The 16,779-nt window shown below is 67.4% G+C and carries 13 protein-coding genes; 6 read left to right on the top strand and 7 right to left on the bottom strand.

The features are described 5' to 3' along the window. Positions 1-2,058, bottom strand: coding sequence for a prolyl oligopeptidase family serine peptidase (locus tag FHY06_RS30550; protein ID WP_184607305.1), 2,058 nt, complete (start codon positions 2,056-2,058; stop codon positions 1-3). A 224-nt stretch (positions 2,059-2,282) separates the two neighbouring features. On the opposite strand from FHY06_RS30550, the gene FHY06_RS30545 reads away from it, so the two are divergent. The 5 genes from FHY06_RS30545 (at position 2,283) to FHY06_RS30525 (ending at position 6,820) form a co-directional block, all read left to right on the top strand. Next, positions 2,283-4,019, top strand: a complete 1,737-nt coding sequence (locus tag FHY06_RS30545) for a WS/DGAT/MGAT family O-acyltransferase (protein ID WP_184607304.1) — start codon at positions 2,283-2,285, stop codon at positions 4,017-4,019. A gap of 166 nt (positions 4,020-4,185) precedes the next feature. Beyond that, positions 4,186-4,749 carry a hypothetical protein gene (locus FHY06_RS30540; RefSeq protein ID WP_184607303.1) on the top strand — a complete coding sequence of 188 codons (564 nt, stop codon included), beginning with the start codon at positions 4,186-4,188 and terminating at the stop codon, positions 4,747-4,749. 58 nt (positions 4,750-4,807) lie between these two features. Continuing rightward, on the top strand, positions 4,808-5,284 hold the full coding sequence (locus tag FHY06_RS30535; protein ID WP_184607302.1) for a phasin family protein: 477 nt from the start codon (positions 4,808-4,810) through the stop codon (positions 5,282-5,284). Positions 5,285-5,310: 26 nt separating this feature from the next. Further along, positions 5,311-5,946, top strand: coding sequence for a TetR/AcrR family transcriptional regulator (locus FHY06_RS30530; protein ID WP_126185881.1), 636 nt, complete (start codon positions 5,311-5,313; stop codon positions 5,944-5,946). Between the two features lie 88 nt (positions 5,947-6,034). Then, positions 6,035-6,820 carry an esterase/lipase family protein gene (locus FHY06_RS30525; protein WP_126185880.1) on the top strand — a complete coding sequence of 262 codons (786 nt, stop codon included), beginning with the start codon at positions 6,035-6,037 and terminating at the stop codon, positions 6,818-6,820. A gap of 277 nt (positions 6,821-7,097) precedes the next feature. Here FHY06_RS30525 and FHY06_RS30520 read toward each other — a convergent pair whose 3' ends face one another. The 5 genes from FHY06_RS30520 to FHY06_RS30500 are packed head-to-tail and all read right to left on the bottom strand — an operon-like array spanning position 7,098 to position 12,660. Next, entirely contained in the window at positions 7,098-7,625 is a 528-nt protein-coding gene (locus tag FHY06_RS30520) for a pentapeptide repeat-containing protein (RefSeq protein WP_019657539.1), read from the bottom strand. A gap of 2 nt (positions 7,626-7,627) precedes the next feature. After that, complete coding sequence (locus tag FHY06_RS30515; protein ID WP_221404454.1) at positions 7,628-8,857, bottom strand: hypothetical protein; 1,230 nt, start codon at positions 8,855-8,857, stop codon at positions 7,628-7,630. Continuing rightward, positions 8,857-9,204 (bottom strand): PAAR-like domain-containing protein, encoded by a 348-nt coding sequence (locus FHY06_RS30510; protein WP_184607300.1) that lies wholly within the window; start codon positions 9,202-9,204, stop codon positions 8,857-8,859. Before FHY06_RS30510 ends, FHY06_RS30515 begins: the two co-directional genes overlap by 1 nt. Beyond that, positions 9,201-10,373: a DUF2169 family type VI secretion system accessory protein gene (locus FHY06_RS30505; protein WP_184607299.1), complete on the bottom strand. Its 1,173-nt coding sequence runs from the start codon at positions 10,371-10,373 to the stop codon at positions 9,201-9,203. Before FHY06_RS30505 ends, FHY06_RS30510 begins: the two co-directional genes overlap by 4 nt. Further along, positions 10,366-12,660 carry a type VI secretion system Vgr family protein gene (locus FHY06_RS30500; RefSeq protein WP_184607298.1) on the bottom strand — a complete coding sequence of 765 codons (2,295 nt, stop codon included), beginning with the start codon at positions 12,658-12,660 and terminating at the stop codon, positions 10,366-10,368. The genes FHY06_RS30505 and FHY06_RS30500 overlap by 8 nt, the downstream gene beginning before the upstream one ends. Positions 12,661-12,856: 196 nt before the next feature. Here FHY06_RS30500 and FHY06_RS30495 point away from each other — a divergent pair, with 196 nt between their 5' ends. Then, positions 12,857-13,471: a DUF1444 family protein gene (locus FHY06_RS30495; protein WP_184607297.1), complete on the top strand. Its 615-nt coding sequence runs from the start codon at positions 12,857-12,859 to the stop codon at positions 13,469-13,471. Positions 13,472-13,486: 15 nt separating this feature from the next. On the opposite strand, the gene FHY06_RS30490 is transcribed toward FHY06_RS30495, so the two are convergent. Beyond that, the gene (locus FHY06_RS30490) at positions 13,487-16,705 is read right to left on the bottom strand and encodes a bifunctional cytochrome P450/NADPH--P450 reductase (protein WP_184607296.1); all 3,219 of its coding nucleotides are present in this window, start codon (positions 16,703-16,705) and stop codon (positions 13,487-13,489) included. Positions 16,706-16,779: the final 74 nt, after the last annotated feature.

The following is a 16,779-nucleotide window of genomic DNA, read 5'->3' as shown; positions in this document are numbered from 1 at the left end:
TCAACTCCTCAGGTGCCGCCACAGGTAGGCGTAGCCCAGCGCATCCATGAAGGCCGACTCCCTGTTGTCGGTGGCCGCGCTGTGGCCGCCTTCCAGGTTCTCGTAGAAGCTGCTGTCGTAGCCCAGTGCCTTCATCTTCGCGTGCATCTTGCGCGCATGCACCGGCCCCACGCGGTCGTCGCGGGTGGAGGTGGTGAAGAGCACGGGCGGACAGGCCAGCCCCGGCTTCGCGTTCTCGTAGGGCGAGAAGGTGCGGATGAACTCCCACTCCTGCGGCTGGTCGGGGTCGCCGTATTCCGCGATCCACGAGGCGCCGGCCGACAGGTGCGTGTAGCGGCGCATGTCCAGCAGCGCGACCTCGCTCACGATGGCGCCGTACAGGTGCGGGTACAGCGTGAGCATGTTGCCCATCAGCAGCCCGCCGTTGCTGCCGCCCATGGCGCCCAGGTGAGCGGGCGAGGTGAGCTTGCGCGCGATCAGGTCCTCGGAGACCGCCGCGAAGTCCTCGCAGGTGCGCAGCCGGTTCTCCTGCAGCGCGGCCTGGTGCCAGCGCGGACCGTACTCGCCGCCGCCGCGGATGTTGGCGACGACGTACACGCCGCCCTGGTCCAGCCATGCGCGGCCGATGCTGCCGCTGTAGGCAGGCTGCAGGGGCACCTCGAAGCCGCCGTAGGCGTACTGCAGCGTGGGGTTGGTGCCGTCGGCTTTCAGGTCCTTGGGGGCGATCTCGAAGTAGGGCACGCGCGTGCCGTCCTTCGAGGTGGCGAAGTGCTGGCTCACGCGATGGCGCGAGGCGTCGAAGAACGAGGGGCTGTCCTTCAGCACCTGTGGCTCTCCCTGCCCGATGGTGCCGATGTAGAGCGTGGTCGGCTGCAGGAAGCCGCTCACCGTGAGGAAGTAGTCGTCGTTCTCGTCCTCGTCGATGCCGCCGGCCGCGATGGTCGAGAGCTCGGGCGCGCCGCCCAGGCCCTCGCGCTTCCATGGGCCCTTGCCGTCGGCGGGCGGCGTGAGCACCTCGAGGCGGTTCACCACGTCGTGCATCACGTTGACGATCAGGTGGTTGCGCGTCCACGAGTAGTCGTCGAGCGCGGTGGTGTCGTCGGGCTCGAACAGCACCGTGAGCGTGCGGCTGCCGGCCATGTAGTCGTCGAACTTCGCGGCCAGCAGCGAGCCCGCCGTGTAGGTGGTGCCGCCCACGGTCCAGTCCTCGCGCGGCTCGACGAGCAGCCACTCGCGCGTGATGTCGGTGTCGCAGTCGTCGGGCACGTCGATCTTCACCAGCTTGCCGTCGGCGCCGCGCAGCCAGGTCTCGCTCTCGTAGAAGTCCATCTGCCGCGAGACGAAGTCACGCTCGAAGCCGGGCGTGTTGTCGCGCCAGGCGCTCACGGACATGTCCTCGTGCAGGCCCTCGTACACCGTCACCGCACTCTCCAGCGGCTTGCCGCGCCGCCACTGCTTGACGATGCGCGGGTAGCTGGAGCTGGTCATGGAGCCGGGGCCGAAGTCGGTGGCCACGTAGAGGTGGTCGATGTCCTTCCAGCCCACGTGGTTCTTTGCCTCCGGAAGCGAGAAGCCGCCCTCGACGAACTGCTTCGTCTCCAGGTCGAACTCGCGCACCACGTCGGCGTCGGCGCCGCCGCGCGACAGCGAGATCAGGCAGCGCCTGTACTCGGGCTGCAGGCAGTCGGCGCCGTGCCAGACCCAGTTCTCGCCGTCGGCCGCGGCCAGCGCGTCGAGGTCGAGCACGGTCTCCCATTCGGGCCGCGGCTTGCGGTACTCGTCGAGCGTGGTGCGCCGCCAGACGCCCTTCGGATGCGCCTTGTCGCGCCAGAAGTTGTAGAAGAAGCGCGGGCCGATCTTGTAGACCATCGGAATGCGCTCGTCGGAGTCGAGCACCTCGAGGATGCCCTGCTGGAGCGCCTCGAACGCGGGCGACTGCGCGTACGCCTGCACGGTGACGGCGTTCTCGGCGCGCGCCCAGGCCAGTTGTTTCTCTCCGTCGATGTCCTCTAGCCAGAGGTTGTCGTCGTCCTGTTGCATGGGGAGGCTGGATGTCATGGCCCCAGTGTACGGAGGCCCCATGAAAGACATGGAAGGACATGGCGCCATGTGAGCAGTTGTTGCGGGGGCTTTGGGATGCCGCACTTTCGGATTACTGGGGCAAACCCCTGTCGCGCCGGCGCCCTGCCTCGGTGGAAACACTGAATAAGCGAGGGCCCGGGAACGCGATGCCCACGGTATCCTGCCAGACGGCTCATGCCCCCACCGAGGAGACACTACACATGAAACACCTGAGCGGTCTTGATGCCACCTTCCTGCACCTGGAAACGCCGGAAATGCCGATGCACGTGGGTTCGCTCAACGTGCTCGACCTTCCGAAGGGCTACGCGGGCGACTTCTACGAGGACGCCAAGAAGTTCATGGCCAGCCGCATCCACCTAGCCGACGTGTTCACGCGCAAGCTCGCGCTGATGCCCTTCGACATGACCAACCCGGTCTGGGTGGAAGACAACGACATCGACCTCGACTACCACGTGCGACACATCACGCTGCCCAAGCCCGGAACCAACCGGCAGTTGCAGCAGTACGTGGCGCGGCTGCATTCGTCGCTGATCGACCGCAGCCGCCCGATGTGGGAGTTCTACATCATCGACGGCCTCAAGAGCGGCCAGGTGGCGCTCTACACCAAGGTGCACCACGCGGGCATCGACGGGCAGGCCGGGGTGGAAGTGGGCAAGGCCATCTTCGACCTGGAGCCCACCGGCCGCGTGGTGAAGCCGCCGCGCTCGCGCCCGCGCGGCAACAACTACCAGCTGGGCATGGCCGAGCTTGCGACGGCGGCGCTGCGCAACACCGCGCAGCAGTACGTGAAGCTCTTCAAGATGGCGCCGGCCATTGCGCGGGCCATCAGCGGCATCGCCAAGCCCGACGAGAAGGCGGCCGAGAAGGACGCGGCCGCCGCGCCGAAGAAGTTCAACCTCTTCGCGCCGCGCACCTCGCTCAACGTGTCGATCACCAACCAGCGCACCTTCGCCGGGCGCACCATCTCGCTGGCCGAGACCAAGTACATCGCCAAGCACTTCGGCGTGTCGCTCAACGACGTGGTGCTGGCCACCGTGTCGGGCGCGCTGCGCCACTACCTGGCCGACAACAACGAGCTGCCGGCCAAGCCCCTGGTGGCCGGCGTGCCGGTGAGCCTGCGCGAGGCGGGCGACGACACGGCGAACAACCAGGCCAGCATGATCCTCGTGAGCCTGGCCAGCGACATCACCGACCCGGTCCAGCGGCTGAAGGCCATCAACGCCTCGTCGACCAGCTCCAAGTCGACGATGAACCGCTTCAAGGCGGTGATCCTCGACGACTTCCCGACTTTCGCGGCGCCCTGGCTGGTGTCGGGCATCGCCTCGATGGTGGGGCGCTCGGGCATCGTCAACCTGCTGCCGCCGGCGGCCAACGTCGCCATCTCCAACGTGGCGGGCGCGCCCTTCCCGATGTACTTTGCCGGCGCGCTCGTCACCTGCTACTACCCGGTGTCGATCGCCAGCCACGGCACGGCGCTGAACGTGACGGTGCAGAGCTACAACGGCCGCATGGACTACGGCCTGATCGCCTGCCGCCGCGCCGTGCCCGACATCACCGAGATCGGCGACTACATGCTGGCCGAGCACAAGCTGCTGATGGAGCTGACGCAGAAGCATCCGGCCGTCGCTGGCGCCGCACCCGCTCCGGTGCCGCCGAAGACGGTGGCGGAGCCTTCGGACGAGGCCGAAGCCGAAACCGAAACCGAAGCGAAGCCTGCGGCAGCCGCGAGGAAGAATCCGGCAGCGCGCAAGAAGGCTCCGGTCAAGGTCGCCGCGAAGAAGGCTCCAGCGAAAGCGCCGGTGAAGGCCGCCGCGAAGGTGGCGGCCAAGGCACCCGCGAAAACCGCCGCAAGGAAAGCCGCGTCGAAGGCCCCGGCCCGCAAGGCCGCCCCGGCCAAGCGGTCCTCGAGCGCCTCGCCCAGGGCCGCGGCGGCGTGAGCGGCACAAGGGGGCGGGCCCGGAAAGAAAATTGGGGCAGTTGGACTAGTTTTCCGACCGTTCTAGTTTTCCAGGCCTAGGCCCCCTGGAAGAAGATAGGCCCATCGCGACTGATCCAGCTCCTGTTTCCTTCGCGAAGCCCATCAACTTCAAGGAAATCTCCATCATGTCCACGCAAACCTCCATCGCTTCCGCAGCCGTCCACGTCGTCGGCCAGTACAACGACGCGGGCAAGACCCTGGTCGGCGCCTACCGCGCCGGCGTGCACCGCCTGCTGGGCGGCGCCGCTTCGCGCTACAGCGACTTCCTCGGCAGCCGCAAGCTCCCGCTGGTGAGCGAGCAGGTCAAGGCCAACCTGATCGGCGCGCAGGAGAAGATCAACGGCTTCCTGGCCAACCGCGTGGATATCGACACCGGCCGCATCGTCTCGGTGATGGACCGCGTCGCCGCCGGCACCACCAGCGGCATCGAAGCCGTCGCCGACCGCGTGGCCCGCGTCGAATCGCCGGTCGCCACCTCGGTGATCAACGCCCTGGGTGCCCTGAACCAGCCGCTGGCCACCGTGTCGGTGCAGATCGCCGACCGCATCGCCGCCGGCACGAAGCAGATCGAAGCCCGCGTGAGCGGCAGCGAAGAAGAAGCCGCCAAGCCGGTGCGCACGGTGAAGGCCAAGGCCGCCGCCACCGCCAAGAAGCCGGTTCGCCGCGCTGCCGCCCGCAAGGCGGTCTGATCCCCGGGGCGCGTCGCGCCCCTTTTCATTTCTCTTCCGGCATCTGGAGCACCACCGAATGGCCACCCGTCCTGACGAAACCGCAAAGTCGAAGAAGAGGGCGGCGCCTGCAGCAAAGAAATCCGGGGCTCCCGCAGCCGCGAAGAAGACTGCGGCCCGCAAGGCCGCGCCCAGGGGGCAGCACGAACCCGGGGAGCGGACCGGCAAGGCCGAAGGCCTGCTGCGCGCCGGCCTCAAGGCGCTGGACAACGTGCGCAACGACGTCGCCAAGCGCCAGGCCAACGTGATCGAAGGCCTGCTCGGCATCGGCCAGGGCAAGGTGCCGGGCCTGGGCCTCGACAGCTTCGGCATCCGCAAGTTCGAGGACGTGTTCGACCAGCGCGTCGCCACCGCGCTGCAGCGCCTGGGCATGCCCGACGCCGCCGAGGTGCAGGCCCTGCGCGACGAAGTGGCGCAGCTGCGCGAGCGCGTGGCGCAGCTCGAAGCCGGTGCTGGTGTCGGCGCAGGCACATCCCGCGGGCGCGGCAAGCGCTGAACGGCAGGCAACGCAGCAAGCCGCTTGTGGCCAGCTCCAACACCACGCGCGACCGCATCCTGCAGGCCAGCCTCGCGCTGTTCAACGCGCAAGGCCTCGCGGCCGTGTCGACCCACAAGATTGCCGCGGAACTGGGGATCAGCCCGGGCAACCTGCACTACCACTTCAAGGCCAAGCAGCTGATCGTCGAATGGCTGTTCAGGCGCTTCGAGCAGCGGCTGGAGGCGCTGAACGGCTCATCGGCCTCCATCGCTGCCATCGACGACCTCTGGCTGGCGCTGCACCTGCGCTTCGAGGCCATCGACGAATATCGATTCATCTACCGCGACATGGCCTTCCTGGCCAGCGAGTACCCCTCGCTGGGACAGCGTGCGCAGGCCCTCACCGCGCAGAATCTTTTGGCCGCGCAGACCCTGTGCGAGAGCCTCGTGGCCTCGGGCGTGATCGAGACCAGCGCCGAGCAGGCCCGCATCCTGGCGCTGCAGATGGTCTTCACCACCACCTGCTGGCTCTCTTTCGAGCGGCTGGTGCCGGGGCGCGAGGCGCTGGCGCAGGCCGACCCCGGCCTTGCGGCCTTCTACACGCTCACGCTGGTTTCCCCCTATGTTTCCGGCGAATCGAGGGCTTACCTCGATTACCTGCGGGCCAAATACCTCGGATAAATGCCGGTGACGTCCGACGGGGCATTCGCCCTGCAGGCCTCACCCTCGTTCTGAAGCAGATACAAGAAGCACAAAGGAGCCATCCGACATGACCAGCGCAACCGCCACCTACGCCAAGGAAGACCTCACCCCGCCGTCGCGCCTGCTGCTGCTGGCCGAGGGCCGCGCGCTGTGGGAGACGGGCGCAGGCATCGCCATGTGGCCGCTGCTGCAGCTCACGCCGCGCGGCGACGGGCACCCGGTGCTCGTGCTGCCGGGCCTGGTGGCCGGCGACGGCTCCACGCTGCTGCTGCGCCGCTACCTGTGCAGCCGCGGCTACGACGCCCACGGATGGGGCCAGGGACGCAACTTCGGCCCGCGCGACGGCGTGGAGCAGGGCATGGTCGAGCTGCTGAAGAAGCTGCACGACGAGAGCGGCCAGAAGGTCAGCATCATCGGCTGGAGCCTCGGCGGCGTGTATGCACGCATGCTGGCCTCGTCCTACTCGCACATGATCCGCGACGTCATCACCCTGGGCAGCCCCTTCTCGGGCAGCCCGCGCGCCACCAACGCATGGCGCGTGTACGAAGGCGTGAGCGGCCAGAGTTCGCACGACCCGCGCCGCATGAAGTTCGTGCAGCCCACGCCGCCCGTGCCCACCACCTCGATCTTCAGCCGCACCGACGGCGTCGTCGCATGGCGCTGCAGCATCGAGAAGACCGGCCCGCAGTCGGAGAACATCGAAGTCATCGCCAGCCACCTGGGGCTGGGCGCGCATCCGGCGGTGCTCTATGCGGTGGCGGACCGGCTGGCGCAGCCGGAGGGGCAGTGGAAGCCGTTCAATCGCGGGGTGCTGGGGCCGCTGGTCTATCCGGATCCGGACAGGAGTGCCTGAGGCCGTCCGGATTGTTCAGCCCACTCTCCAGGGGGCCAGTCGTCGAAGCTTGTGAGCGGCTGCGCATCTAGCAGGAGCGTGTACATCGGCTCTTCCGGAAAATCGCTCAGCCGGACGGTCAATTTTCGTCGTCCGGACCAGTCGCCAAGAAGCGGAACTCCGCGTCGATCGTTTTCGTCCAGGAAAGCTGGAGCGGCAAGTAGTCTGCGCGCAATTGCCTACCAGACTCTCGAATCTCGACTCGCGCTCAAAAGCGAAGCTGTCGGCCGAGCCAGCCTCAAGTGCGAGCATCTACTGTCCATTCTGGGGGTGGCGAGGAAAGAGCGGTGCCGTCGGGCCCGAACTCGAAGTTGCCGCTGCCGGAAACCACAAGATCATCGGTCAGCCGCACGTTGGTGAAGGTGCACTGTGTGAAGCGGGTCCGAATCATGGCCGCCTGCGAAAAATCGACGTCGATGAGATGGCAAGCCGAGAACACCGTGCCCGAGAGATCGACCCTGAACAGGCGAGGCGATTTAAGGAAGCAGTTTTCGAACTCGCAGTCCAGCAATTCGGCCTTCGTCATGTCGACGGACTCGAAACGGCAGTTCTCCAAGCGATCACCGATCCAAGTGCAGCCATTCAGCGCCTGGGGCGCTGCAAAGCGGGCGCCCCGAAACAGAGACATCGCTATGGTCGCGCCCGAAGCATCGAGGCCCTCCCACGTGATGGCTGACAGATCTGAATGACTTAGATCAACGCTCTCGCCTTCTGCCTGGGCGGCCAGGTTCGCGATGACTTCCGCTTGGGAGACTTTCTCTTGCATGATTAGTGGAAGATAACTCGATTGTTGAGGCCTGCATTACCCACCGCAGTCTGCAGTTCGCCGATGTGTTGTGGTGACATCTTCAGCGTGTCGACGATGACGTTCTCGCCGACGCCCATTTCTTTCTGGATCAGCGCCATCGCATCGGGTGTGTTGTAGCCACGCGGGGCGTATTGGGAGTTCCAGCCCTTCACATCCCACTTTTGGCCCGTGGCGTCGATGAACTCCGATGCCCCGGTGGGGTCGCGCGTGATGGGGCCTGGCAGCTTGCCTTGCTCTTCCATTGAAAGTCCAACCTCCGCTTCCCGGCGTGTCTTGGCTGTGGCCTTGCCTCCTTGTGCGGGGTCCTTGGCCAGCTCTTCCAGTCTTTGTGCGCGCTCCTGCGGAGACATGGGACGACGCGTGACCACTGTGCCTTCGCGCGCGCCCGAGGTCTTGCTCGGCACGGGCTCTTGCACGGGCCCGCGCGGCTTGCCCTCCACAGTTCGGCTGACCGGCTCCAGCGGCGCCCCGCGCATCGATTCGCCAGGCCGCGGGAGTGGCTCGGGCGCGCGCTTGCCACCGCCGAGGCCCACATGCGCGGTAGCCATGTCGAACGCGCTGGCCCCGAACTGATTGGCCGCTGCAACCTGCTGTTCCGACCCGCCGAGCACACGCGTGGCGGCGCCAGGGGCACCGAAGAGAGGGCCCAACAAGGCGATGCCCAGCGAGTTGCCGAAGCGCAGGTTCTGTTCGCTCAGCCAGGCGCTCTCTGCGCCGGAAGTGCCGTTCTCCCAGCGCGGCCCGGGCGTATACACATCCTGCAAGAAGGATGTCCTTCTTTTCAGCTCCAGAGACTGTTCGGGCGGCAGGGGATTCTTGCCGCTGTAGTGGTCGTTCAATTGCTGGAGCTTCTCGTCCAGTGCCGACTTCGGGATCTCGTCGGGCATCTGTTCGCATGCCCGCTGGAACGTCTTGGCCGATTGCAGTGCGTCGGTCGGCTCCAGGCGCGCGTCGCGGCCGGTGCCGATCCACATCCGCTCGTACCACGGAATCTTTTCGAACTCCGCCTTTTCCCGTTCGTACCGCTCGCTGCAGATGCCGGGCTTGCGCCGCAGCATCGGCCCCTTGGGCACCTCGAAGGTCAGCACCCTGCCGAGCGTGCCGTTGCTGTTGAAGGACGATGATGATGGTGAAGAAGACGTGGACAGCACCTGCCCCAGCGTCTTCTTGTCGTCAGGCATCGAACCCATCAGGCCGCTCCGTTCATCTCGCAGAGATCGCCGTGGCGGGCCACGGGGCGGCTCTCGACGAAGACCGTCTGCGAGCCCGAGACGATCTTCACGTTGCCCGCGCCGAGCGAGACGCCCGAGCGCACGCCACTGCCCGCATTGCCTGCCACGCCCTTGACGATGCTGTCGACCATGAGCACCTTTTCGCTGCGCGCGAACACTGTGTGCGAGTAGGCGGCCTTCTCCGGAGGGAGGATCGACACGATATCGAAGGGAACGACCTGCTTGCCGACGATGCAGAAGTCGGGCACGACGTTGACCACCATGAAGCCCGACTCGGCGTCGGCGATGTGTTTTTCGGTGCTCATGCCGACACCTCTTCCTGGCGGGCATTGCCATCGGTTGCGATGACTTCGGCAAGCTGCCGGTGGAAGAGGTCGACCGCTACCGTATCGAGCGCCTGGTCCAGCGTGAGCCGCCAGGTCAGGTGCACGAGCATCTCGTCGAGGTCGACGTGGACCGTGTCGAGATGCATGGCCTCGCTGCGCTCGGTGCCGCCGCCGTCCCTGCACAGCGCCTCGATCCACAGCTGCGGCAGCTGGAACTCGATATGCGGCGCGGAGGCGAAGAAGCCGCTCATGCGCACCGACTCGTCGCCTCGCAGGCCGGCGGCCACGACCTGGTCGGCGGGCGCGTACTGGAAGAAGCGCTCGTCGAAATCGTCGGCGTAGTCCATGTACGGCTGTCCGGCATGACGCTGGCGCCAGGCGTCGTCGTAGGTGCCGGCCAGCGCGACGCGCGGCTGCCAGAAGCGTGCGACAGGGCTGAAGCCGGCGGGCTGCGCGTCCTCCTGGTTGGCGTGCTGCAGCGGTGCACCGGCGTATTCGATCTGCGGACCGAAGAACGGCTGCCCGGTGGCGTGGCGGCCTCCGGGGTGGTCTTCGCGGGCTGCGCTGCCGAACCATCCGGTGCCGCAGGGGTTGGCTGCGTGCGTGCGGGGCTGGGCTGCTTCATCGTCTCCCTGGTCGAAGCCCCATCCGCCATAGGCGAGTTCATAGCGCAGCGGCACGGCGAGCGTGGGTTGCGGATCGGACAGGCCGCGCTGTGCGGTGTCCTCGTGCCAGTTCCAGTGCCGCGGGCCCGTCAGGCGCAGCGCCTTGTGCAGCAGCGTTTCCTCCTGCCGGCGCACCAGCAGCTGCGCATGCCACTCGCTCGACGGCGTCCAGCCGGGGGCGCGCGCGGTGCCCGTCACGTAGACGTCGGCACCGGGCTTGCGCAGCAGGAGGTCGGTCGCGGCGCGCAGGCTCGACAGCGTGGCATGGTCGGCGTCCCACGGCTCGTCGGCGAAGACCGGCCCGCGGTGGAACGCTGCCGACTCCAGGCGCCCGGGCGCGAGAACGAAGCTCGCGCACACCACCACCACGTCGTGGAAGCGCCGGCCCTTGCCCATCTTGTCGAACTGGAAGTGAGGAAAGGGCGTCGCGTTGCGCAGTTGCGCGAGGCGCGGCTCGGGAATCGGCGGCGCGGGCTCAGCCATGACTGTCGTCCTTGTCCGCCGCCATCTTCCCGACGCCGGCAGAAACGGCCGTGGAGACGGTGCCCAGCACCTGTGTCACCTGGCCAGCTGCTTCGCCGCCACCACCAGCGCTTCCGGCCACCTGCTGCGCGATAGACGCGAGCTGCCCCGCCTTGCCCAGCAGGTCGGCCGGGTTGCCTCCCATCAGCGCGCCCAGGCTCGCGAGCGGGCTGCCCGGAGGCTCGGCCGGCGGCGGGGTGGGCACCGCATCCGGCTGCAGCGCCGCGACACCGCCTTTCGGGTTGAGCCAGATGTGTTCGCCGTTGACGGTCACGTCGTCGCCCTGCGCGGTGATGTTGATCTTCCTGCCGGTGACCGCGATGGAGCCGTCGGCCTTGAGCTGCACCACCGATGCGCCCACGCGCAGCGAGATGGTCTTGCCGTCCATCTCGATGTGGCTGCCCTTGTCGCCGCCCACGGACAGCAGGTACTTCTCGCCGACCTTGGTGGTCTGCGTCTTGCCGACCACGGTGTTGTCCATCATGCCGACCACGGTGTTGCGCAGCATGCCGACGTTGAAGGAGTAGGCCAGGCCGATGTTCACCATCTTGGCCAGCCCCACGTTGTGCATGTAGGCCATGCCGATGGTGGCCATCTGGTTGCGGCCCACCTTCTTGCTGCGGTCGCGACCCACTGAATGGGTCTCGTCGTGCTCGACCTCGATGTCCTGGTTGCGCTCCGCGTGCAGCCACACCTGCTCGGCACCCTTCTTGTCCTCGAAGCGCAAGGCATTGGCGTTGGCCTCGCTGCCGCCCTCGGAGCTGCGCGTGAGCAGGCCGCTCTGCGTGGCGTTGTCGGGCAGCGTCCACGGCGGCATGTTGTCGGCGTTGTAGACGCGGCCGGTGACGATGGGCCGGTCGGGGTCGCCGTTCTCGAAATCGACGATCACCTCCTGCCCGATGCGCGGGATCTGGATGCCGCCGAAGTTGGTGCCGGCCCAGGGCGATGACACGCGCACCCAGCAGGAACTGTTCTCGTCCTTCGTGCAGTAGCGGTTCCAGTGGAAGCTGAGCTTCACGCGGCCGTACTCGTCGGTCCAGATCTCGCGGCCCGCAGGGCCGGTGACGATGGCGGTCTGCGGACCCGTGGTGCGCGGCCGGGGTACGGACGGTGCCGGCGGGCGGAACACCTTGCTCGCGGGTATCACGTCGAAGTCGACGCGGCATTCGAACTCCTGCTGCGAACTCGCATCGCCCACGTCCTGCAGCCGCAGATGGGCATGCGTGACCAGGTACTGCCGGTTCGATTCGTTCTGCGGATGGCGCTCCAGCGTCAGCAGGCAGCCGGGCACCACCGCACGCAGGTTGCCCGAGCCGCTGGCGAGTTCGCCCTGGCTGCCGGTCTCTTCCATGCGCGTGCGCACCAGCTGCTCGCCTTCGGACTCGACGACGTAGTCGCCCGGCCAGCCGTAGCGCTCCCAGGTGTTCTGCGCGGTCTTGCGCGGCATGGCGCTGATCTGCTGGAGCTCGGCCTTGGGGCGCGTGAAGTCGAAGTCGTCCGTCACCCAGCGGCCGCTCTGCAGTTCCTCGCAGGCATTGAAGCGGTCGCAGTGCTCCTCGCGCACCGTCGCGTCTACCGGATGGAAGGGGATGGTCTGGTAGCCCTCGTGGGCGAAGGGCTGGTGCGAGGTCATCTCGTCCACGATGACCAGCCTGTGGCTGTTCTCCTCGTGCTCGAAGCAGTAGTAGAGCCCCCATTCGTGCAGCAGCCGGGCGATGAAGTCGTGATCGCTCTCGCCGTACTGCACCTGGAATTCGCGCGGCGGATAGCTGCGCGTGGCACGGACGTCGAAGGGCAGGCCGTACTTGCCGAGCACCGTCTTGACGATGTCCAGCACGTTCTGGTTCTGGAAGATGCGGTAGTCGCTCGTGCGCGTGGCCAGCGTGAGCCAGGGCTCGATCACGGCCTCGTAGAGCGCGCGCCGGTTCTCCAGCCGAAGGAATCGCACGCGCGTGACCAGCCCGGAGATGTGCCGCTGCTGCGGCCCCGAACCCGGGCGGCCGTCGAGCACGATGTGCGCCGTGAGCGTCTCGCCCACGAGCTGCTTGATGGCGACGTTGGCCGCCTGGCGCTCGTTGTAGCCCGGCTGCTCGGGCGTGGCCAGCGTCAGGGTGTAGCGAAACAGGCTGCTGAGGCCCTCGTCGCCCACAATGGCGATGGGCTCCAGCGCCGGCGCATCGCCGAGCGTGGGCATCGCGGACGAGGAAGCAGTGAGGACACGCGCGAGCTGGGCTGCGCCGACAGGCATGAAATCTCCCTGGTGTTCTTGGGTTCCTGGCTGACGAAGCAAATCGTAGCAATTCGAGGCTGAAACACCAGTAAGACGATAGATTGCGATAGATCGGACATTTCCGACATCACCGCGGCTCGCAGCGAAACCATCGCGATGGCATGACTTCCGTCACTTGCGGCTCCTCCCACGCGCCCCGAACAATGGCGGCACCATGCACAGCCTTCCGCCCGTCTACCCTCGCATCAGGCGTGCCGGCCTGCTCGAGGAAGCGATGCGGCCGGTGCTCGACCTGATCGAGTCGCTCGGCGGCAGCCGCGAGGCGCACGAGGCCGTGGCCTTTCCCCTTGCCGAGGGTTCCGACCTGATCGTGAGCTTCGTGGTCGACACGTCGGCCCGGTTCGCCACGCTGACGCGCGAAGGCCTGCTGGAGACGGGGCTCGATACACAGTCGATGTACGAGCTGGCCATCGACAACATGCTGCGGCTCGTGGCGCCCAATGTCCGCACGCGCGTCTTCGGCGGCTACAAGGCGCTGGTCGCGGGAGATGGCTTCGAGGCCTGCATGCTCCTGTTGCCCGACCTGTGGGAGCAGCTCGCGCAGGACTTCGAGGGCGAACTGATCGCGGTGGTGCCGAGCCGCGACGTCGTCTACTTCACCGACAGCCGGGGCGCCGCCGAGGCGCTGGGCCGCATGTGCGCCGCCGCCGAAAAGCTCAGGGCGGCTGCCGGGTCCGAAGGGCTCTCCGAAAGGGTGATGGCGCTGACCGCCGACGGCTGGTGCGTGCGCGGCACGCTGCACGCCTTCGCGCCTGCGCTGCAGGCCTGAGCTTCCGCTGCCGCTTCAGCTTCCCGCCCACACGTCCAGCACGTAGCGCTGGTCCGCGATCATCCTGTCCATCCACGCTGCGCTGTCGTGCCCGTGCTCGCGCGCGAGGTCGCTGAGCGTGCGACGCACGTCGGGCTCCATGCGCGAGCCGTCGCCGCAGACATAGACCACCGCGCCGGCCTCCAGCAGCTTCCACACGTGGGCAGCCTGCTCGCGGATCAGGTCCTGCACGTAGACCTTGCGCTCGCCGGCGCGCGAGAAGGCGGTGTGCAGCGTCATCAGGCCGCGATGCGCCCAGGCCTCGAGTTCGTCGGCGTAGATGAAGTCCTGCTCGGGATGGCGGCAGCCGAAGAAGAGCAGCGCTTCGCCGAGGGCGGTGCCCGCCTCGGCCTGCGCGGCGCGTTCCTGCAGGAAGCCGCGGAACGGCGCGAGGCCGGTGCCGGGGCCCACCATGATGATGGGCCGGCTTGCATCCTCCGGCAGCCTGAAGCCCTCGGCCGTGGTCTCGCGCACCACGCCGTGCACCGTGTCGCCGGCCTCGGCGCGCGCCAGGAAGTTCGAGCACACGCCCTCGAAGGTGCCGATGCCCGACTTCGCAGGCCCGCTCACCACGCCCACCGTCACGCTGCAGCGGCCCGGCGTCATGGTGGGGGAGGACGAGATCGAGTAGTAGCGAGGCGACAGCGGCGACAGCATCTCGAGGAACACCGCGAACGGCACCTGGCAGGCGCGGTGCTCCTCCAGCAGGTCGAGCAGCGACTTGCGCTTGTGCAGCACCTCGGCCTTGTACTTCGCCTGCGAGGTGTCGTCGCTGCCCGAGAGGGCCTCCAGCTTGGGTTTCGTGAACGGGCACTCGGTGTACGCCGCCAGCGTGGCGATCTGCTTGCGCGTGGCCACGTCCTGCAGCTCGACGTAGTCACCCAGCAGCCGGTCGACCGCGATCACCTGTTCCACCGGCAGTGATGCCTTGCGGCCCGCGGCCGCGTGCAGGCGCACGTGGGCCGTCCGGTCGAAGCCGAAGCGCGCCATCGCGCGTTCGACCTGTGCCGGGCCGTTGCGCGGCACCACGCTCAGGTGGTCTCCGGCGCGGTAGACCAGGCCCTCGGGCAGCATCAGTTCGACGTGGCGCGTGGAGCGTCCGGCTTCAGCGTTGCCGCCGCGTTGCAGCTCGCGGTTCTCGATCACCCGCAGCGCCACCGCGCCCAGCGCATCGACGATCGCGTTCTTCTGCGGCGGCGGCAGCTCCTCCAGCGTGTAGAGCGGCTCGCCCTGCGCTGGGGTGTCGGCGCCCGTCTGGATGCCGAAGGCCTTCGAGAGCGCGGGCCACAGCGCATCGCTCCAGTCCTGGAAGGCGCCGTCCATGTCCTCGCGCGCATCGCCTTCGCCGCGCGAATGCACGCGATCGGCGCCCAGTGCTTCCAGCCGCTCGTCGATGCGGCGCGGCACGGCCTGGTAGGTGGAGGCCCAGTCGGTGTTGCCGCAGCCGAAGACGCTGAAGCGCACGCCGTTGAGCGAGTCGTCGGCCTTGTCGAGCCAGCGGTGGAACTCGGCCGCGTTGTCGGGCGCCGCGCCGTTGTACGAGGCACAGACGATGGCGATCGCGCCGCTGGCCGGCAGCCGCTCGGCATAGTCGTCGAGCGAGGCCAGCTGCGTGGAGAAGCCGCGCATCTCGCCGGCCTCCGCGAGCTGCCGCGCGAGGTCTTCGGCGGTGCCGAGGTTGGAGCCCTGAAGCACCAGCAGCGAGGTGCCGTGGCGCGCCGCCTGCGGCTTGCGCTCGGCGGCCTTCGCGGGCTGCACCGGCGCCGCGGCTGCATCGCTCATGTTCCCGCGGGGGCGCGTGGCCGGGTCGCGCAGCAGCGCCTTGATCCTGAAGCCCTCGGGCTTGATCGTGAGCGCTTCCTTGATCTTCAGCTTGTAGCCCGTGTGGTCCACCAGGTTGAAGCGCTGCAGGATCATGCCCAGCGTGAGCACCGCCTCCTGCAGCGCGAACTGCCGCCCGATGCAGGCGCGCTGCCCGTTGCCGAAGGGCTTGAAGGCGTTCACCGGACGCTCGCGCTCGGCCTCGCGGCTGAAGTGCTCGGGGTTGAACTCGTCCGCGTCCTCGCCCCAGATGCCCTTGTCACGATGCAGCGCCAGCGCATGCATGATGACCATGTTGTTCTTCTTGATCGTGTACTGGCCGCCGATCTTCGTCTCTTCCTTGGCGCGCATCGAGATCGCAGGCGCGGTGGGGTAGAGGCGCAGCGACTCCTTCAGAACCTGCATCACGTACTGCAGGCGGTTGACCTGCGCATAGGTGGGCTTCTGCGTGGTGTCGGGGCCGAACACGTTGTCGACCTCGGCCTGCGCCTTGGCCATGGCCTCGGGGTTCTGCAGCAGGAAGTAGATGGCGAAGGACAGCAGCCCGCTGGTGGTCTCGTGCCCCGCGATGAGGAATTCGATGCACTCGTCGCGGATCATCTTGTCGGTGAGCTTCTCGCCGCTCTTCTTGTCCACGCCCGCGATCATGTAGCTCAGCAGGTCGGGCTTGGTGGCGATGTCGGCCCCGCTCGCGCGCCGCTCCTCGATGATGTCCTCCACCATCTTGTGCATGTAGCGGATGTCCTTGCGCTGCTGCGCGAGCTCCTTCTTCAGCATCAGCTCTTCCAGCGGCAGGCCGCGGCGGTTCTGCACCGTCTCCAGCGTGCGCACCATCGCGTCGACGAAGGGATGGAAGCCCTCGCGGTAGAAGGAATTGAAGCGGTAGCCGAAACCGCACAGGCCGATGGTGTCGAGCGTGAGCGCGGTCATGTCGCGAACCACGTCCACCTCCTCGTCGAAGTTCAGGCGCTCCCACTTGGTGACCAGCTGCCCGGCGATGTCCAGCATCATCGGGTGGTAGGCCTGCATCGCGCGCTGGCTGAAGTTGGCCAGCAGGATGTTGTGCGGCTTCGACCAGGTCTCCTCGTGCGTGTCGGAAGTGAAGAGGCCATGGGAAGCGGCGCGCAGCCGGCGCAGGGCGCCGCGCGTGCTCTTGTCGAAGCGCTCCTCCTCGCAGAGCTCGTCCACCAGCGCGGGCGACGACACCACGATCACCGGCATGCCCGGCATGTCCAGCCAGTAGATGCCGCCCAGGTCCTGCGCGATCTTCCACATGTCGAGCACGGGGGAGTCGGAGCCGATGGACAGCAGGTTGCCGACGAAGGGCTTCTTCGCCGGATGCGGGATCGGGTGGAGCGAGTTTTTGCCTGCCATGGTCTTGTTGTGCCTTTGGAATGGACCCGCCTCTGATATCCGGGCTTCGAAGCCGGAGTATCCCGACGGCACAG

The sequence above is a fragment of the Variovorax atrisoli genome, assembly GCF_014195185.1.
Classification (GTDB): Bacteria; Pseudomonadota; Gammaproteobacteria; order Burkholderiales; family Burkholderiaceae_C; genus Variovorax; species Variovorax atrisoli.
Note: the sequence above shows the minus strand (reverse complement) of the source record. Positions and strands in the feature narration are given on the sequence as shown.